This is a genomic window from Bradyrhizobium sp. STM 3562, from assembly GCF_045571435.1.
GTDB lineage: Bacteria > Pseudomonadota > Alphaproteobacteria > Rhizobiales > Xanthobacteraceae > Bradyrhizobium.
The window spans coordinates 5,824,887-5,844,113 of record NZ_CP120694.1; the positions used below are offsets into that span (position 1 = coordinate 5,824,887).

At 58.3% G+C, this 19,227-nt stretch carries 13 protein-coding genes; all 13 read left to right on the forward strand.

What is annotated here, in order from left to right; genetic code table 11:
* The first annotated feature begins 1,908 nt into the window (after positions 1-1,908).
* The 13 genes from P6U23_RS27105 to P6U23_RS27165 all read left to right on the forward strand — a co-directional run bounded on the left by P6U23_RS27105 (position 1,909) and on the right by P6U23_RS27165 (position 19,138).
* Positions 1,909-2,592: a response regulator transcription factor gene (locus tag P6U23_RS27105; RefSeq protein WP_407181593.1), complete on the forward strand. Its 684-nt coding sequence runs from the start codon at positions 1,909-1,911 to the stop codon at positions 2,590-2,592.
* A 79-nt stretch (positions 2,593-2,671) separates the two neighbouring features.
* Entirely contained in the window at positions 2,672-3,070 is a 399-nt protein-coding gene (locus P6U23_RS27110; protein ID WP_407175535.1) for a response regulator transcription factor, read from the forward strand.
* A 2,025-nt stretch (positions 3,071-5,095) separates the two neighbouring features.
* Complete coding sequence (locus P6U23_RS27115; protein WP_407175536.1) at positions 5,096-5,641, forward strand: hypothetical protein; 546 nt, start codon at positions 5,096-5,098, stop codon at positions 5,639-5,641.
* A gap of 309 nt (positions 5,642-5,950) precedes the next feature.
* On the forward strand, positions 5,951-7,420 hold the full coding sequence (locus P6U23_RS27120) for an acetyl/propionyl/methylcrotonyl-CoA carboxylase subunit alpha (protein WP_407175537.1): 1,470 nt from the start codon (positions 5,951-5,953) through the stop codon (positions 7,418-7,420).
* A 2-nt stretch (positions 7,421-7,422) separates the two neighbouring features.
* Entirely contained in the window at positions 7,423-7,926 is a 504-nt protein-coding gene (locus tag P6U23_RS27125; protein ID WP_407175538.1) for an acetyl-CoA carboxylase biotin carboxyl carrier protein subunit, read from the forward strand.
* A gap of 1 nt (position 7,927) precedes the next feature.
* Positions 7,928-9,535, forward strand: a complete 1,608-nt coding sequence (locus P6U23_RS27130) for an acyl-CoA carboxylase subunit beta (RefSeq protein ID WP_407175539.1) — start codon at positions 7,928-7,930, stop codon at positions 9,533-9,535.
* Positions 9,536-9,890: 355 nt separating this feature from the next.
* Complete coding sequence (locus tag P6U23_RS27135) at positions 9,891-10,250, forward strand: hypothetical protein (protein WP_407175540.1); 360 nt, start codon at positions 9,891-9,893, stop codon at positions 10,248-10,250.
* Positions 10,251-12,029: 1,779 nt separating this feature from the next.
* Positions 12,030-13,055, forward strand: coding sequence for an anthranilate phosphoribosyltransferase (trpD, locus tag P6U23_RS27140; RefSeq protein ID WP_407175541.1), 1,026 nt, complete (start codon positions 12,030-12,032; stop codon positions 13,053-13,055).
* Between the two features lie 3 nt (positions 13,056-13,058).
* Positions 13,059-13,904, forward strand: coding sequence for an indole-3-glycerol phosphate synthase TrpC (trpC, locus tag P6U23_RS27145; protein WP_407175542.1), 846 nt, complete (start codon positions 13,059-13,061; stop codon positions 13,902-13,904).
* Between the two features lie 313 nt (positions 13,905-14,217).
* Entirely contained in the window at positions 14,218-14,460 is a 243-nt protein-coding gene (locus P6U23_RS27150; protein ID WP_407175543.1) for a hypothetical protein, read from the forward strand.
* Between the two features lie 356 nt (positions 14,461-14,816).
* On the forward strand, positions 14,817-15,266 hold the full coding sequence (locus P6U23_RS27155; RefSeq protein WP_407181594.1) for a flavin reductase family protein: 450 nt from the start codon (positions 14,817-14,819) through the stop codon (positions 15,264-15,266).
* 684 nt (positions 15,267-15,950) lie between these two features.
* Entirely contained in the window at positions 15,951-16,187 is a 237-nt protein-coding gene (locus tag P6U23_RS27160; protein ID WP_407175544.1) for a hypothetical protein, read from the forward strand.
* 1,412 nt (positions 16,188-17,599) lie between these two features.
* Positions 17,600-19,138, forward strand: a complete 1,539-nt coding sequence (locus tag P6U23_RS27165; protein ID WP_407175545.1) for a class I adenylate-forming enzyme family protein — start codon at positions 17,600-17,602, stop codon at positions 19,136-19,138.
* Positions 19,139-19,227 lie beyond the last annotated feature (89 nt).

A 19,227-nucleotide genomic window follows, 5' to 3' on the forward strand; every position in this document is an offset into this window, starting at 1 on the left:
AGGTTGGAGCATCGACTAGGTGCAGGGATGAGGGGGGAGGAGGCCCTCGTCAATGCTCAACATGATCCGTGCAAGTGGTGTGCCGCTTTGAGCGACGGCGGTTCAGGTACCGCCGCGCCGAGAGCACGCCTCCATATGGTAGGCGCGGCTGAGCGCGTATTCTACTCAGAGCTCACGCGCCTCTCCGCCGCCGACAAAATATTCCAGGGCAAGCAAACGAACGTGTCTGTCCACATCGCCATGCCAGTCAAGCCGCTATTGCGCTCCTCGGCTTACAGGCGCAGCGGTGTCGCACTTCTCACAGGGCGAATGAGAGCATGACACTTGCGTTGGCGATCGGACAAACCGGAGGGCCGAGCTCGCGTGATGGGTGCGGCGGAGCTTCGACTGTCTTTATGCTCAAAACGCACAAATAAGCCCGACGCACCCGGCCGGGTACAAGGTGCGTCGGGCCCTTGGGCCTTGTCGAGGCTCAGACGTCAAGGACCCAGCCGCCCTTTTGCAAAAGGTGTGCCGTAACGAACTTTGGTCATAGTGTCCGGCCTGTCTTCTGCGCCTGCACCGTCTGTTTCCGGCGCGCGGACGCTATCCGCTGCTCTGCGAGGTGGCGGGGCTGGAATGAGAACAGACTCACCGACAACGAAGCAAAGCTGCGGACCGGCACTGAGGCCCCTTTGGACAAACGCCGGAGCTTCAAGATCCGTAATCGGCGTGTGTGTCACCCTCCCTTTGCAGCCTCTGCCACTCCTCTGCACGCCGGGCTAGGCTGTCATACTCACGCGCGACCTTGAGGAGCCTGTCTCTGTTTCTTCCATCGGCGAGAGCATTGGCTTTATCTCTCGTCGCATCTGCACGCGCTCGCCAGTGCTTGGGATCGTAGAATAGAGTTTTCGGGTTCATGCAAATGAGCATGCAATCTGAAGATCAAGGAAATGCGACGCGGGACCTACGTAGCATTACGTAGGTCGCCCTCACGCAACTTGATTGGCCTGCACTCGCCAATATGTCGCCGCCTCCACTGTAGGGCGGATGGCGAAGTTCTTTACAAGCAGATGGCGAAAGCGCTCACCAGGGGCAACGCTTCTGCCACATTCCAACCAGCGATGGCGATGCTCGCTCCTCACCGCACGAGAGCCGCCGCGCGCTACAATCATTTGTCTGAACATCGAGCATTAAGAGGAGCTCGTGGTCCGCTCGGACGCCTTCTGCCTTTAGCAAAGAGCAGAGAGAGGATCTGCACCTACGGGAGCGATACGCCCCGCAGGTCAACACACAAGCTGGGCCTATGGTGTCCGATGCAAAATTAGGGAGCAAGCCCACTTCTCCCCAAGCATACGGAACACGATTAATCGCTCCCGAGGGGAGCCTACCCAACCGGCCGCCCCGCAGATTAGCACAATTGAATTGCCTAGTCGACAATTGCACGATATTTGAACACGTGTATGCAGCGATTCTGAAGCGCCGCGAAAGCCGCAGATCCCATGGATTTGAAGCGTTGCGTGGATTTGGAAAACCTGGGTCCCGTAGGGCGGGTTCAGACGCCTTGGGAGTGGGTCGAGCTCGGGCTTTCTTCCTACTGTTGTCATCTGCGCATGAGGACGGGTTTCGCTCCTCCGACGATTGCGTTCATGTCAGGTGAATGAGTGAGGTGTAAGCGAGGCCACAGGAGCCATTTTCCTTGTCAGGCGAACCAGATGCGTGAACGGAACACTAAAGTTGGTCTTGCGGCCCCGCGCAAAACTAAGCCGGGCCTTCGCGGCTGCACCGAAACGGCTTTCAATTCAACCGAACATGGGCATCTGCCGCTTGGTGAAGCGCCAGCGCCCCCACACCTATTTCCATCTGTCGGCCGCAGGAGGCTCCGCAGCGCGGCGCACCAAGTCCGGTCCCTTTATAATAAAGAGTCCAATGGTGACCGGACGCTCTGACTCGCCTCAACTCGGAAAAGCCGACGAGCCGGATGGGAGGCCGACGGTCTTCGTTGTGGACGACGACGTTTCTATGCGTCGCTCGCTCACGAACCTTTTTCGGTCGATCGGCCTGAACGTACTTGCGTTCGAGTCGGCCCAGGAGATGCTCCAGAACAAACTCCCGCAGGTTACCAGCTGTCTGGTCCTAGACATCAGACTGCCTGGGCAGAGTGGCCTGGAGCTTCAGAATGAGCTTTCCAAGCAGAACATCCATATTCCGATCATTTTCATCACGGGACATGGCGATATTCCCATGACCGTCAAGGCCATGAAGCGTGGTGCGGTTGATTTCCTGACCAAACCGTTTCGCGACCAGGACCTGCTTGATGCGGTAGTCGCCGCGATCGAACGGGACCGCAAGAGACGAGAGGCCGAAAAAACCACTGCGAGCTTGCAGTCTCTGTTCGACAGACTAACTGCACGCGAGCAGGCGGTTATGAAACTCGTTGCTGCGGGGCTCATGAACAAACAAATAGCCGCGGAGCTCAAACTCGCCGAAATTACTGTCAAGATCTATCGCGGACAGATGATGAAGAAAATGGGCGCACGGTCAGTGGCTGATTTGATCAGAATGGCTGAAAGACTTGGTATTGGCGCCAATCGCGATCCTCTGCAAACCTAAGTATGATTTTACAATCTGCACGCCAAGGCCCACCTTAGGTCTGGGTGGCTATGCTACGGCAGGCGCCTTCCCCTGAGTTATGAGGGTCGTCTTGTCCGTCTTGTTTAGGATATCTGTCGTCGATGACGATGCACTGGTCCGTACTGCCACCAACAATCTTCTGAAGTCGCGTGGGTACATCGTAAGGACATTCGCATCGGGTGACGAGTTCTTAGGGTCGCCGCAGCTCGACGAAACCTCGTGCGTTATCGCGGACGTGCAGATGCCGGTCATGAGCGGCCTGGAGCTCCTGACACATACACGCGCGCGGGGTTGCGACGCGCCGTTCATTTTTATCACTGCTTTTCCAGACGATCGGGTTCGCGCCCGCGCGCTGAGCGCGGGAGCCACTTGCTTTCTGGCCAAACCCTTCTCCGGCCGCAAATTGATCAAGTGTGTCGACCTCGCGCTACAGGCGGATCACCGGCCGGGCGCGTGAGACCACTAAGGCGCGCAACTCGGCCCGCATTTCTTGAGGCTGGAACCGCCATGGAACCAGCCGCTCGACCAGTTCGCGAATTGCTCTGAGTCAGAGCTGGAACGACCCTCAACAGACCCCCCGAGTTCGAAAGCATATCACTCCCCTGGACCAGAGCTCGTCGGGGCCTTTGGCTGCGGGCACACTGACCCGAGCTGGGCGCAGGTCTTCTGGAACCGACGCGGGGCTGCGCCGCTTGGCGCCTCCGCCCGGACTTACTTCGATGCTGCCTCTATCTGCCGCACAGTGCGGGAAGAGCCGGGTACTTCGCCGGTTGAAGGCAGAGTGCTTCCATTGTTCGCAACTCAATCGCGTCAGCCGAACTAACGCTCCATGTCGAGGCCGAACTTGGCGCCTTGTAATCGTCAAGCGTGATCAGCGGGGACGGATTCTCATAATAACTCGAATGAGAGAACTTGCGCGGCAGATGAGACACCGCCTGGGCGCCGGGAGGTCTGCGACATTGGAATATTAACAGAGAGAGTCACTGCGGGGGCTTGAACCGCACGCAGCGTCAGATTGTACGGTTCGAAGGCACTCGCGGCGACCCTCGGTCACGCAAATGCTTCCTGATGGGTATCAACATGCACTACCGAGCTTAGCCATCCTACTTCGCGCATCAGATGCAGTGTTCGGGATGTTGCAAAACTTCCAATGTGCAGCCTCGAGGACGGATTGAACGAAATGACCAAAACAGCCGAAACGCACGTACGCATGCAAATGCAAAAGCAGCACACGCGGCATCAACGAGCTGAACGCAACCATTGCCAAACAGCAGCACACGACATGGAGGCCGATCGCGCGTCGAACCACTCCAACCCAAGAAATGACTGAGGCGAAGGATGGCTCGAAGCGCCTGCCGAGCTGTTCGGAGGTCGGGGCGCAAAAGTGGCGCGCCGGGTGATTGGTGGCGGTCGGCGCATGTATGTAACAACATCCGACGTCTTGTCTCTCGATGTCCATTCAGTGCTCGGTCAGGTATCTGGGAAATGAGTCGCCTCTCGGTAGACCCGGCAAGCACTCATCGAGCACCTGGCTGACGAAAGCCAAAGCGTGAAGTTCAGAGACGAGTGCAGCTTGCATAGTCTGTCGTCTCTCGGGCTCATAGCTGCGGCGACATTGGAAGCGCGAGAGCGATGCCCGAGCACCCCACCTAGACGCGTGCAGGTGGTCAAGAGCACTGAGGCGGATCATGGGGCGACTCACTGCGATCTGTTCACCGCCAGACAGGTCACCTTGCGCATCGCGCAGGACGAGCAATACCGGGACAACGTACTGACTAGATGAGGACATCGTGAATCGCAAACAAAAGATGTATGGGTCTTGGTTCTTAAAAGAGCTGCGCTTTCCAACAGCGATCGCAATTCTTGCTCTAGCGACTTCAGCCTTGTGCGACGAACCTGCAGCTGCGCTAGATCGGCCGCCGACGGCCCAGGAGCAGGACGCGTGCAAGGCGGACGTATTTCGGCTTTGCAGCAGCGTCATACCAGATCCCGCTGCCATCACTTCTTGTCTTAAAATCAACTTCGGCAGCTTGAGTGAACCGTGCCGCAAGGTGATGTCGATTAGCGCCTCCGACGCGCGAGGCTCGAAATGAGCTGCCGCCCACAAGCAAGCCTCTTGGATCGTCCTTCATCGGGGACAATGCACCCGGCCGGCGCGGAACCACGTCACGCGGCCGCCTTTGACGCCTCCTTAAATGCTGCTGATCGGGCTAGATGCGCTCACGACGTGCGTGGTTTTTCGGTTGCACTTGTGAGATTTGCCGGGCAGCTGGACGTTGCCGACCGGGAAAGATTCCTCCGGAGGAGCGCCACCACTTTTCAACACGAGTTTGTGCCGCGCTTTGAGGAGAATGTCCGCACCGGGCGATCATGGGCGTATGCGACAATCTGTAACCAGCTCAGCCAGGAAAGCGGAGGTAAGGCAGGTCTGGCGGCTTGCAGGAGCTTGGGGGCTCGGCTGTCGCGGCTTGATCCCGCGCTGGTGAAGAAGATCGAATTCAGAGCACTTGCGCTGTTTGTGGCAGCCTTCGGAAGGCATCCCCGAGCGGTTGAATGCCATGAAGGCGCAATCAGAATTGCCGAATTTCTGGCACAAGAAGGCGAGCCAATCCAACAGCTAACCAGCCGAGATTTATCGTTGCTGGTTGATGGCTTCAGCAAATGGCCTGACGAGCTGACCATTCGCCAAGCTGCGGTTAGAATTGCCGAGGAACTTCTTCGAACCAGGCGCGCCAATCGGCTTTCGAGCTTTGCTTACCAGCACCTGGTATCGCTGGTGGACGGCCTCAGGAAATGGCGGCAGGAGCCTGCCTGCCGCCGGGCCATCGCGGCGATCGCGTGTGAGCTCAGCCGTCGCAGGCATCGTCTCTCTGCCTTCACTCGGCAGCGATGGGCGAACCTGGTGAACGGTTCAGGAAAGTGGCCGGAAAACGGAGATCGTCGCCAGCGCGCGGCAATGGTTCCTACTGAGCTTCCTCGCAGCGCGGACGAGCTTACTCCGCTGCGTGCGCGAGCTCTCTGGTCATAGCGAAAAAGCGATGGCCGGACTTATGGACGATCTCAAAGACGCCGGAGAGGTGCATTCGTCGGCGCAGCCAGCCGGTCGATTTAGCTGCACGATAATGTTGAAATGTGTCGTGCCAGAATGGGCTTGGAAGCAAAAGAGGTTGCATTTCGAAACCCTGCCAAAATCGGCTAAGCGCTTCCAGGTAGGAGCCCTCTCCCGCCCTTTGCTCGGACGACACCACCGCCCCGGCTACGAACTTCCGCGGACGCGGAATTGCCGGCTGCTCCTTCGGATTGAGATGCTGCCGATCAAGGTGAACGAATAAAGCCAATGGTCACATTACCATTTGATACCGTTCTGATCGCCAATCGCGGCGAGATCGCAGTCCGCATCATCAAGACGCTGCGCAGGCTCGGGCTGCGCTCTGCGATTATCTACCACGATATCGATGTGCGAACGCTGGCCGTCTCGATGGCTGACACCGCGATCGCCATTCGCGGTCACACGCCCCTCGCGGCTTACCTGGATATTGAGCAGATCATAGCTGCAGCCCGCACGGCGAACGCGGGCGCGATCCATCCTGGGTATGGATTTCTATCTGAGAATGCAGAATTTGCGAGGGCCGTGACGCAAGCAGGATTTGTGTTCATCGGTCCTGCGCCAGAGGCTATCCAACTTATGGGGGACAAGATCCGATCTCGCAACTTCGTCCGGAGAAACGGTTTTCCGGTCGCACCTTCCGCGATCGAAGAAGATGAACCAGAGACGTTTCTTCGCAGAGCCCGGGCCATCGGAGCACCCTTGCTGGTGAAGCCATCAGCAGGAAGTGGCGGCAAAGGCATGCAAATCGTGCGCAAGCTGGAGTGCCTCCAGGACGCGATAGCACACGCACGCAGCGCGGCACAGCGATACTTCGGTGACACCCGCCTCTATGCCGAACGGTACGTCGAAAGACCGCGTCACATCGAAGTGCAGGTGTTAGGGGACTCGTTTGGTAACGTGGTCCACCTCTTCGAGCGGGAGTGTTCGGTGCAGCGCCGCTTCCAGAAGATCATTGAGGAGACGCCCTCGCCGGCATTGGACCAGACGCTGAGACAACAGATCTGTGAAACTGCCGCTGCCATCGCCCGGGCCGCGAATTATCGCAACGCTGGCACTGTCGAGTTCATCTTGGGCCAAGGAGAGTTCTATTTCCTGGAGATGAATACGCGCCTGCAGGTCGAGCATCCTGTGACCGAAATGACAACCGGGCTCGATTTGGTTGCCGAACAGATCTATGCCGCCGCAGGCCGCGAACTTCGATTTTCGCAAGCCGACATCGTCCCAAAGGGGCACGCAATCGAGGCTAGACTGTACGCGGAGACCCCGGAACGCGGATACGCTCCAACTACCGGCACAATACATATTCTCGAGTACCCGGGCGGCGACGGCGTACGCATCGATTCTGGGATTTCGCGCGGCCACCAGATCACAACAGCCTTCGATCCCATGCTCGCCAAGATCATCGTGCATTCATCTACCCGCATGGAGGCAGCGTCTAAGGCAGAACGCGCTTTGCGGGAGCTAGTGCTCCTTGGCTGCGAGACAAATGCGGATTTCCTGGCGCGTATCCTCGCGGACGAGACATTTCTGAGCGGCGATATTCATGCAGGATATCTCGAGGAGAATCCGCACGTCCTCTCGGGTGTGTCCGATTTGTCTCCTTTTCTCGCTGCAGCCGCTCTTCTCACAAAACCCGTCTGCGATTCTGCAAACGCCGTGCCTGAGCTTCACGCATCTCTCGGTGGCTGGAGAAATTGACGGTGAAGCACTCTTTCGAACTTGATGGCATCGATTATGATCTGTGGCTTTCGCCCTGCCCGCAAGGCTATCAGCTTCGGTTGGGGGACGACGTTGTTGGCCCGGTCGCATTCTCCGACTCCGGCAGCGATTCCGGCCTTCTTAGCATTGCGACCGAAAGAAGGCAGGTCAGGTTCTTCATCGATGGCGACACAATTCACCTGCATATCGGCGGCAGGACGCGCATTTTGCGCTACCGTGATCCGTTGCGAGCGCTTGCCTGTGCGAAAGACGATCCAGGCCATCTGGTGGCCCGTGCTCCAATGCCGGGCGTCGTGATCGCGACCAGAGTCTCACCTGGTCAATCCGTTTCCGCAGGGACAGAGCTTATCACAATCGAGAGCATGAAATTGCAGACAGTCATCCGCTCTCCAAAGGACGCGCGGGTCGCCTTTATTCACTTCAAAGAAGGCGAGAGCTTCGAGCGAGACGCTGTGCTGGTGACGCTCTCGGAAGAGGAACGCTGAAATGCAGCGAATCGTCTCTTCGGCGGATGTGAGCTCGCATGACTTTCAGCTCAACGAACTCCACAACAGACAGCTTGCGGCCGACCTGAAGCAGCGACAATGTGCCGCGCGGTTTAGCCGGCCAGAACGGGATCTGGACCGCCTGCGACAGCAAAATAAGCTGTTTGTTCGTGACCGGATCGAGTCCTTGCTCGATCCCGACACTCCGTTCCTGGAGCTATCAACACTGGCCGCTAACAAGGCCTACCAAGGCGAAGTCCCTGGCGCAGCGCAGGTGGTTGGGATCGGGATCGTGGCCGGCCGCGAAGTGATCATTCACGCCGATGATGCGAGTGTGAAGGGCGGCGCATGGTATCCGCTTTCCGTCAAGAAGATCGTGCGAGCTTTGGATATAGCAATCGAGAACCGCCTACCGGTGGTTCATCTCTGCGATTGTGCCGGAGGCTTTTTGCCCCTGCAGGCGGAGTTCTTCGCTGATCGCTATCACGCCGGTCGAATCCTGCGCAATCAATCAATTCTTTCCCGGATGGGCGTGCCGCAAGTCGCCATCGCAATGGGTCATTGCAGCGCCGGAGGAGCTTACGTTCCAGCGCTAAGCGACTACAGCATCATGGTCGAAGGTCAGGGAGCAATCTTTCTCGGCGGACCTCCGGTCGCGAAGGCTGCCACTGGCGAGATCGTGTCCGCCGAGGAGCTCGGTGGCGCCTCAATGCATACCAGCGTGTCGGGCACGAGTGACTATCTGGCAAGCTCTGAGATGCATGCGATTGCGATAGCCCGCGACATCGTCGCGCGCCTTCATCGCCCGACGAAAACCTTGATCGATCGAGCCCCGCCTGAACCGCCTTCCTATGATGCCTCCGAGCTCTATGGCCTTATTCCGAGGGACCCCCGGGTCCAGTTCGAAATGCGGGAGATCATCGCGCGTCTTGTCGATGGTAGTCGATTTCACGAATACCAGCAGAGGTATGGCCAATCTCTGGTGTGCGGTTTCGCCCGGCTGCATGGATATCAAGTCGGGATCATCGCCAACAATGGTGTGCTGGTTAACGATAGTGCACTCAAAGGCAGTCACTTCATCCAGCTATGTGACAGAAACCGAACGCCTCTGTTCTTCTTCCAGAACACGACCGGCTTCATGGTGGGCCGAGATTATGAGCGTCGTGGTCTCACGAAGGATGGAGCCAAGTTGATCATGGCCGTTTCTGGGACGTCGGTGCCGAAGTTCACCGTCATCTGCAACGCATCCCACGGAGCCGGGACTTACGCGATGGCTGGACGAGCGTTCGATCCCCGTTTCGTTTTTACCTGGCCACAATCTCAGATCTCGGCGATGGGGGCTGAGCAAGCCGCCGGCGTGCTCACCCATGTCAAGGCAAGGCAACTGGCCCGCCAGGGTGGCCGTCTGTCAGAGCACGAGTTAGCCGCCATTCGAGAGCCGATTCTGCAGGAGTATCAGGAGCGAGCGAGCGCGTACTACGCGACGTCCGAAATCTGGGACGACGGCATTCTCGATCCTGTCGATACCAGAACCGCGCTGGCAATCGCTTTGAGTGCCTCCCTCAACGCTCCCATCGAGGCACCACAGTATGGTGTCTTCAGGTTGTAACAGGCTGATCAACACCGGGACGCGGTTGAGCGGGCAGAGCCGAATGCGATCCTCTCGTTCAACAGCGAGCGCTTCGCTGATGAGACTACGCGGGACCGCCTCGGATCAGCCAATCGGTGACCGCGCGTTCGACGCGTTGACCCACCTTGAACGAAGGACCTCACTCTTGGAACACTCCAATCAAAAACTGCCGATCGACACACCTTGGACTGACCGCTCTCCGATAAATGACCGAGAATGGCGTGCCGGCGAGCACGGGTGCGCTCCCCAAGGCGATTCGGAGAGTATCTCCCGCCTGCGGAGTGCCCTTAGCGGGTCGGGGATCATTTCCGTCAGGCTCACTCTGCGCGCGTTGGTGTTGATCAACTTTGGGGCCGTCCTCGCAGTTTTGGAGTCTCTAACTCATGTCGCCGCCAAAGCTAAGCTCGATCTAAGCCTGATGAGCTCGGTGGCATTGGCAACGCTCTATTTCGGATGGGGCGCTGCCATGGCGTTGTTCGCAATCATCGCTCACGCCGCAGCTGAGCTAGAGGCCTCGAAGGCCAGGATGTCCGCGCCATCATCAACTGTGCAAGAGAAGCGCTGCTCGCGCAGGACAGACTTCACGCTGGCCTTGCAGCTATCCGCGCTCGTTTCCGGGCTGGCGTCTGTGGTGCTGTTCGCTTGTGGAATACTCGAGACCAACTCCAGCGTCGGAGAACTCTTGCAGAGGTGAACTCGCTAGGGAACCCGTCCATGTAATCTGTAACAACCCTACTACTTCGAGCAGTGGAAATCCGCCCGTGCTTTGCCCCAAATGTCACGCCAACAACTGGTGCGAGGTCGCATGTCACGATCCCTGGAGCGGCCGACCGGTGATGGGCTGCAATGTGTGCGGTGAATATACGCTCCCGGAGTCTTTCGAGCGCGAAAAAGCGCACGCGGTCATCGTCGACACGATTGCGCCAAGCCTTGGACGCGATTCGGAGAGGCCGGAAACAGTAGCAAGCAAAATCCTGGATGCGCTCGAGAATGCAGGATTGACCATTGGACGACGCTGAAGACGGCGCGACATGGCAGGCCCCCCGCATCTGCGAACACTCGACGTCTCGGCCGCGCTGCGTAGCAGAGGGGCCCGCTAATCGAACTCCCGGATAAGGGCCCATTGTCCGTGGGACGCTTATCGCCAGTAGCATCCCCCTGGGTTATGCCGGATCGGATCCTTCAACGCGCTGTGACGCGATCCGGCTTACCTGCCTCGCTGAAGCCGTTTTCACAACAGCGGGGGCGCCCGCGACGAATCTCTTCCAGCTGTTGTGGACCGAGACATGCTCCTGAAATGAGGCGACCCGCGCGATCGCTCTCTAAGCCGGTCCGTTCCCGCCACAGCTCGTGCCGCCCTTCTGGTTCGTCTTTTACTTGATTGAGGCTAGAACCAGGCTCCGCTGGCGCACCTTTGCCGCGATCGCCACACCGATCCAAGAGAACTAAGCACTTTTGGACCATTAGCAGCACCAGGGTTGCAGTGACCAGCAAAATCGCGGCAAACATGATCAGGTACTCCCGGTCCGGTCGATGGAAAGCAGCTGCGTCGCGGCGGTTCGTTGCTCCTGATCAGAGCAATCTGTGTGCCGCGCTGGAAAAAGGCGTCCGTTGTGCTGGGGCATTGAAAACCGACTCCGGCGCTCGCACCGCGCTTAATATGTCAGGAACGGCTCGGCGCAATGTGAGCTTTCCGACCTTGGCGTCTTTCGTTGAGCAGTTGCAGCTCAGCTCATCGCGCGAATAGGCGAGCAGCCGCGGCAGCCCTGTTGCAATGAGTGCCGGTCCAACTTGATGATGTGTTCGACCGCGATCCTTTGGTCGTCAGAGGATCATGCGCGACAAGCGCAATGGTGACCTGTCAGCTCGTCAATCCTTTTGCATCGCCGATAAACTTGAATTATCGCGGTCTTGGACCAGCGGGTCAGGCCACTCTGCGCCTTGAGCATCCTTATGACGATTTACGTTGAGCTTTACGCCCTCAAATCGTTATCGGCGCCCCCGCCTCCACCTGTGGACTCATCTGTCCTGCTCGCGTTACGGTCACAATCTGTCTTCTGCCGTGTCCCGAATATTCACGATCTTATGTTGATCACCTCGCCGCGGCCATCGCAATCGTGGCTTGGTGCATAGAGCTCGGCTCGAATCACAAGACATAATTTCCGTCGGAGCGCGGCCTGTCGCAGTCGTTGCACTCGGTATCTGCGTTCTGTTGGCACTGATCTTGCGTCTCGGAAGGTCGGCTTGAAACTCCTTGATCAGTTTCGGGGATCTTGTGGCGGGATCTGCAATGATCGTACTCACGGCAAGCCTCAAACCGCTTGATTCTTACGTTGCGTCAGGTTGTAGGCTTTCAAACAACCTAGCGCATTTTGAGCGACCAACGGCTGCCATTTTCTCGCAGCGTCCAGGTTGATCGTCGAAGAACAATCCTGGTTACCGCAAGCAACACTGTCCAACGCGAAATCGCGCTATGAACGATCTCAAACCAATCATTGGCAAAGTCGGATCTGGCGCCAAGTTGACCCGAGAGGAGGCAGCATCCATCTTCGCACGTATGATGTCGGGTGGCGCCACACCCGCGCAGATCGGCGGGCTACTTATGGCGCTGCGCGTGCGCGGCGAGACAGTGGAAGAAATCACAGGCGCAGCTTCTGCGATGCGCGGTCAGATGCGGCGCGTTAATGTTCCAGCCGATGCCATTGATATCGCCGGTACCGGCGGTGACGCTTCGGGCTCGGTCAACGTATCGACCTGCGCCGCTTTTATCGTGGCCGGTGCCGGGGTGCCGGTCGCGAAACACGGCAATCGCGCGCTGTCCTCGCGTTCAGGAGCCGCCGACGTCTTGAGCTTGCTCGGTGTGAAGATCGACATCCCGCCTGAAGCCGTCGCTCGCTGTGTGTACGAGGCTGGTATCGGCTTCATGTTCGCGCCGGCCTATCATCCGGCCATGCAGAACGTCCAGCCGATACGGATTGAGCTTTCGACCCGCACTATTTTCAATCTGCTTGGGCCGTTGTGCAATCCGGCCGGTGTCAAGCGACAGATCGTTGGGGTCTTTTCGCGTGATTGGCTCCTGCCGCTGGCGCAAGTGTTGCAGAACCTTGACGCCCATTCGGCCTGGGTGGTGCACGGCTCCGACGGACTCGATGAGATCACCCTCACCGGACCGACTTTTGTTGCAGCACTTGAGGGGAACCAAATTCGAACGTTTGAGGTAATTCCGGAGGAGGTTGGGCTGGCACGTTGCAGCGACCAGGCGCTCAAGGGCGGCGACGCCCGAGCCAACGCCGTCGCGCTCCGAAACGTACTTGAAGGCATGCGAAACCCCTATCGCGACCTGGCTGTTCTCAACGCTGCTGCGGCATTGGTCGTAGGCGGTCGTGTCATGACACTAAGGGACGCCGTAACCATCGCGCAGGACTCGCTAGATAGTGGCGCCGCGGCTTTGCGCTTGAAACAGCTTATCGCGGTGTCCAATGCTTCCCTGCCGGGCTAGCCGATGTCCGATATTCTGGCAACAATCGAAGCCTACAAGCGCGAGGAGATCGCCGCCGCGAGGCGCAAGGTACCGCTTGCAGAGATCGAGTCTCTGGCAAGGCGTGCCGGGCCTCCGCGCGGCTTCATCAACGCAATTCGCAAGAAGCACGGTGCAGGCGAGTACGCCCTCATCGCCGAAATAAAGAAGGCCTCACCGTCTAAAGGTCTCATTCGCGCTGACATTGATCCGCCCTCCCTGGCGAAGGCCTATGAATCAGGCGGCGCCGCCTGTCTTTCAGTCTTGACGGACACGCCATCTTTCCTGGGACATCTCGACAATATGGTCATGGCGCGCACGGCGACTAATTTGCCGGTACTACGCAAGGACTTCATGTTCGATATTTATCAGGTGTCCGAAGCCCGCGCGCATGGTGCCGACTGCATCCTGATCATCATGGCTGCCGTCGATGACGGAGCTGCCCGAGAAATCGAAGCGGCGGCACTTGAGCACGGCATGGATGTTCTCATCGAAGTTCACGACCACTTGGAACTTTCTCGCGCCTCTACTTTCCGCTCACCAATGATCGGAATAAACAACCGCAACTTGCGCAATTTTAAGACGAGCCTTGCCATCAGCGAAGAGCTGGCGTCGCTAGTCCCGAAGGATCGTCTGATCGTCAGTGAAAGTGGCATTTTCACTCCCGCCGATCTGATGCGGCTCTCGCACGTTGGGATTTCCACCTTCCTGGTGGGCGAAAGCCTGATGTGCCAGGCCGATGTGACGGCGGCAACCCGAGCGCTCGTCTCCGCCGGGACAACTGTTGAGACCGCACTCAGTGATCGACCGCAACGAGTATCGGACAAATGATTTCGGTCCGAACATTGCAGCTCCAGAGCGCATTGAATTGGCGAAACTTGGATGTACGCGCACTCAAGGGCACGATCGAAGGCTCGCATCCATGACACCGGAGCTCCGTCAGATGAGCGATGCCTCGAGCAGCGCTGCAATCACGACGGCACAACATTGATTAGAAGTCGCCGGGCGATCGCGCCTGGGGCCGCGTCTACAGAGGCGGCGCCGGCCCACATCGCGGCGCGGGTGCAACCCTCGTCGCGGAGAACGTCGACACGACGGGGGGTGCGGCGCATTGGGTCTCGTACAAGTACGAAGGAGACAGTTAATGATGACTTGGCACATGATGAGCGCCCTCGGATCCATTGCAACGGTCGAGCGCATAATTCAGAAATTTCGGGAACTGATCGATACAGACGATTCGATCGCGCCTGACGTTCGAGATTCCTTGCACGCGATGCTCGACAGGCGCGCTTCGTTCGCGAAAGAGCGCCTGCTCGAGTGGTCTCGAACAGAAGACGCCGAGCGCAAGATGCCCATCCTGCATGATGGTGTAGCTTGCAGCGAATGATCTTACTCGCGGAGATGAGAGCTCGTGAAGCCCTACGATCGCTCTCGTACGAGGGCGACAGGTACGAGATGCAAGGAAGAGATTCGAGGTGAAGTCGGCAGAACCAATATAGCCGATAGCGAGCGTTCCTGTGCGCTCTTTTGACCAGCTCGCCTCTCGCGAGTGCTCAGCTTGTCTTGGGAACGAAAGCCGCATCGGCACTAGTCGAACATGAACTGCCACACGCGCCTTCCGCGTGACATTCCGCCTGACTTAGACGTCGCAAGACCCAGCTTCGGGAGGTGGTTATGAGCTGCGGGCCGGTTTCAAAGACGCACGATATACCATCCATCGAGGGCAGCGAGTTCCGTCGAGCGATGAGAAATCTGGCGAGCGGTGTTGCCATTGTAGCCACGGGGACCGCCGCGGAACGGCGAGGTTTAACGGTCAGCTCAGTCACGTCCATATGTATGGAACCGCCCTGCTTGCTTGTCGGTATCAGTGCCGCGTCCCAGACTCACGACGCCATACTGGCGAATGGCATTTTCGGTGTGAGCATTCTAAGTGGGGATCAAGAGCACCTCGCGCAGCGTTTCGCCGGCCTGGATGGCGTGAGAGGTATTGAACGTTTCAATGTAGGCGGGTGGGATCAGGTGATTCTTGACGTACCGACTTTGCAAACCGCGGTCTGCACGCTCGAATGCGTCTTGTACCGCCACGAAGTCGTCGGGAGTCATGGCATCTTTGTCGGCCGGATCGTCGCGACACGCTCGGACGGAGGCGATCCACTCATCAACTTGCGAGGCAGGCTTCGAAAGCTGCCCTAGGGCTTTGTCGTGCAGAAATTTCAGGTCGATAATGCTGAATTTACAAATGGATCGAAATGCATTCTGCAGAGCGGCCCAGATAACATCTACCTGGTCAGCCCGTCGGTGAATGGCAGATGCAAACAGGAAGACCCCAGCAGGAGAGTTCTAGCAGGAGTTGAGTGATTTGGCGCACCATGAACAGAGCTCGGCAGCGGCTAACTCAGCCTGACGCGCGAACTGCGTCACAGGTGGGGGGTCTCCGCTTTGCGTTGAGCTACCCCATACTTCCCGTTGGAGTATTAGGCCGGTCCAGTGCGAGGACTTCGCAACTAGCCACACTCAAGATCAGCACCTCCGACCGTGCACGTCGCTACCGTGCGGCCATCGCGGTCAAGACGATCGGATTGCGCCTCACTGGGCGTCGCGCAATGAATGCCGTCAAGCTCAATGCAGCCTGAGAACGCATCGGTGGATCGCCATCTTCTCCCCGGCCAAGTTGCCTGGTGTCAGGCCACATCGAAACCCACAGGCGCATCCTGTTGCCGTGGATCTTCAGGCATGGCGGCATCGACGGCGCTCGCCTGCGCAATCAGTTGATCAGCAAGCGCGGCACGAGGCGAACAGCAGCGTGAGGTCAACGATCATCTGCCGCCACCTGCCCGTAAGTCGACGAGCGAAGACTATTGACCTGCGAGTGATCAAATGGTGCACTGCGTTCTTTGTGTTGCGTCAATCGATCGCGGTGTAGCGGTGGAGAGCATTGTTGAAGCTGTCGTGGACTGTTTCGGCGGCTCGATCAGCCGACCGACGCAGCAAAAGCTTTTGAGCTATTTACATTTGCTGGCCTCAACCGGCAAAACCGATGAACAGCTTCTGGCATTCGGCATCGCCTATGTAAGGGAACTCCTGGAGCCCAACCCCCGCTATTCGGGGTGGTGAAGGATAGCGGGTTGCATCGTGCTTTTACTTGTTGTCGGGCTCGAAGCCGGGCGCCCCTTTAACTCGCCGGCGCGTTGGATGAGGCCGGCAGCGGCGATGTGCCTTGGTCATCCTAAGCAGCAAAGCCACAGCCTCGCGTAAAAAAGCTGAAGTTTAGGTGCTGGCTTTGGATACCTTGAAAACCTCCGTGATCCTTTGATTTCTGGACTGGTCCCCTTCTCGGGCTCGGCGACCTCAAGGGCCAACCTGCACGAATTTGCAAGCGAGCCGCTCTGGATTTGCTTGCTCACAGGTAGAGGTCGCAAACAGGCTTGAATCGGACGTAGCGTCAAATTGTACGGTCTTCCGGGTACGAAGGTACCAGGGAATTGGGATGTCTCAACGTGTCAGAGTTAGGTCGGCCGGGTCCGTTACGATGCTCTCGTTCCAAAGGTCGGTTGACGAGGTGGTTGTGCGTCAGCGCGTCGTTCCGGCCGTGAGGCTACCAAGCCACCGTCGATGGGTCGTCGACCGCGAAGGGGCGCGGTACGTCTGTCGCAAGCCCCGCTCTGGTAAATCGGCTCAAACTAGAAAAGCCGCTCCCACCCTTCGGCACAGCGCCGCCGTTTTGCACCTTCGACAACTAGCCTTCGCCTCAATCGGGCCGGGACGTACAAACAATTCGACGCCCGTTCTCGTTCTACGGGCGTTGGGCGCCGAGCGCGGCAGATCGTCATCCTGGCCTGAGGGGCGCAAACTCGCGCTTTCGCCGAGCTTTGCCTGCACATGGCACCCAGCATGAGCGGCGCGGTGTCGCAACCTATCGTCTCGCATGCGGGCCCAGCAAGTGCGAAGGAGCCCGATGGCTCCAAGAAGGTCTTGCTCGTCGATCACACCGAGGGGCAATGCCGAGCTATTGTGGGCTGCAAAGATGGAGATCCCACAGCGGCCTATATGTGTGGCGAACCTGTATTGAGAAGGCCACGAAAGGACTCGTCATGGTGCGCTTATCACCATTGTCAGATGCACGTTTTGCACTGGTCAGACGGTCGCCACTCTTCTCAGCCAAAGGCAAGAACCTGAACAACATGTGAGTTGCACAGGATCGCTCCGACCATGCCTCATGTACGGACATTATCAAATCCTGCAGCCCGTCCTCGAATGGAGCCGCCGTCCGGCGGCTACAACAGAGACACGAAGTTATCACCGCTTTCGCCGAACAACCGGCAGGACCAGACGCCGATCCTGCGCTCCCCTCTGTGCATGAGCCACGCCAAGTCAGATCCCGCACGCTTGCGCGCGTCGACAATCACGGCCGAGACCATCGAACACGCAATGATGTCGCGATCGACGCCGCTCCCAAGATCTGTGAGGAGCTTTGCCTTGGCCGTGGGGGCGGATTGTTTTTCATACGCCAATCAAACGAACCATTGATGCTTGATCTCTGCACGCTAATTGAACGCCACGCCGCGTTCTTCCCCGACAAGCCCGCAATTTGTTTCGAAGGCGAGACATTAAGCTACGGCGCGTTTAATCACCGGATCGGGCGGGTTGCAGGCGCCCTGAAGCGCGACTTCGGCATCGAACGAGGCGATCGCATCGCGATCCTCAGCCTCAACCGGCCCGACTATCTGGTGCTGCTGTATGCCTGCGCGCGGCTCGGCGCAATGCTCGTACCTTTGAATTGGCGTCTTACCGTCAGCGAGCAGCTGTTCATTCTTTGCGACGCTGCCGTCAAGGTTCTGGTCCTCGAGAGCGCGTTCGAAGCACTCCTTCCCGCGCTGGCACAGCACCTGCCCAGCACCAGCGTGATCGGGTTCGATTTCGACCCGATGGGCGGCAGCACTTGGGAGTGCCTGCTGGATCCTGGACAGGACGAAAATCGCAATCCGCACACGGATCTGTCATCTCCGCTTCTGATCGTCTACACCTCGGGCACCACGGGGAGACCGAAAGGTGCGGTGCTGCGGCAGGACGCCCTACTATGGAATGGCCTAATGAGCCAGCATATGCACGGGCTCACCTCCGCCGATCACGTGTTGACAGTGCTGCCGCTATTTCACGTTGGCGGTCTCAACATCCAGACCACGCCAGCGCTCCATCAAGGTGCGACCGTTACGATTCACTCGCGGTTTACGCCCGAGGCGACGCTTGCTGCATTCGAGCGGGACAGGCCAACACTCACCGTGCTAGTGCCCGCCACAATCCAAGCGCTTACCGAGCATCCCGGCTGGAACAAGGCAGATGTATCCGCCTTACGCGCAATTTCTACCGGCTCAGCGATGGTCCCGCAGCATCTGGTCGAACGTTTTGTTGAGCGCGGCGTAGCCGTACTGCAGGTGTATGGCTCCACGGAGACTTGCCCTATTGCCATTCATACGACGCTCGGCGGCGATCCGCCGCGTGAAGGTTCGACCGGCCTACCCGGGCTTTTTTGCGAAGCGGCAATTGTCGATGCCCTGGGCAACGAGCTGCCACCAGGTATTCCAGGCGAGATTGTCGTGCGTGGGCCTCACGTTTTTGCCGAATATTGGGGTCATCAACGGGCAACCGAGGAAGCGCTGCGGAACGGCTGGTATCACACGGGGGACATTGGGCGGCGCGATGCCGATAGATATTTTTGGATCGAAGACCGGAAGAAAAATCTGATCATTTCCGGGGGAGAAAATATCTATCCGGCGGAGGTCGAACGGGTGCTCAAAGCGCATCCAGATGTCCTGGAATGCGCCGTCGTCGGTCGAACCGACCCGCGCTGGGGTGAAGTGCCAGTGGCCTATGTGATCCGGCGCTCCGGGTCTGCAATTGATGCCGAGGGGCTGACGGCTCACCTCCAACTTCAGCTCGCGCGGTTCAAGACGCCCCGCCAGATCATTTTCACGAACAATTTGCCGAGAACGGCACTGGGCAAAATTCAGCACTACATGCTGAAAGAAACCGATGCGTCGAGCCAGCAAGCTGAAACTCTTGAATAGCGAGCATTGGGCGATGACTGCACTTGCTTCAGCCTGCGTCGACGATTTCTTGTCTCGGGATCACAAAGCTCGTTCAGATTCTTCTCGGG

Excerpts from the sequence above, each read along its gene's own strand:
- trpD (WP_407175541.1), top strand. The coding sequence starts at position 12,030 with ATGAACGATCTCAAACCAATCATTGGCAAAGTCGGATCTGGCGCCAAG.
- P6U23_RS27150 (WP_407175543.1), top strand. The coding sequence starts at position 14,218 with ATGATGACTTGGCACATGATGAGCGCCCTCGGATCCATTGCAACGGTC.
- P6U23_RS27110 (WP_407175535.1), top strand. The coding sequence starts at position 2,672 with ATGAGGGTCGTCTTGTCCGTCTTGTTTAGGATATCTGTCGTCGATGAC.
- P6U23_RS27130 (WP_407175539.1), top strand. The coding sequence starts at position 7,928 with ATGCAGCGAATCGTCTCTTCGGCGGATGTGAGCTCGCATGACTTTCAG.
- P6U23_RS27120 (WP_407175537.1), top strand. The coding sequence starts at position 5,951 with ATGGTCACATTACCATTTGATACCGTTCTGATCGCCAATCGCGGCGAG.
- P6U23_RS27165 (WP_407175545.1), top strand. The coding sequence starts at position 17,600 with ATGCTTGATCTCTGCACGCTAATTGAACGCCACGCCGCGTTCTTCCCC.
- P6U23_RS27105 (WP_407181593.1), top strand. The coding sequence starts at position 1,909 with ATGGTGACCGGACGCTCTGACTCGCCTCAACTCGGAAAAGCCGACGAG.
- P6U23_RS27155 (WP_407181594.1), top strand. The coding sequence starts at position 14,817 with ATGAGAAATCTGGCGAGCGGTGTTGCCATTGTAGCCACGGGGACCGCC.
- trpC (WP_407175542.1), top strand. The coding sequence starts at position 13,059 with ATGTCCGATATTCTGGCAACAATCGAAGCCTACAAGCGCGAGGAGATC.
- P6U23_RS27160 (WP_407175544.1), top strand. The coding sequence starts at position 15,951 with ATGGTGCACTGCGTTCTTTGTGTTGCGTCAATCGATCGCGGTGTAGCG.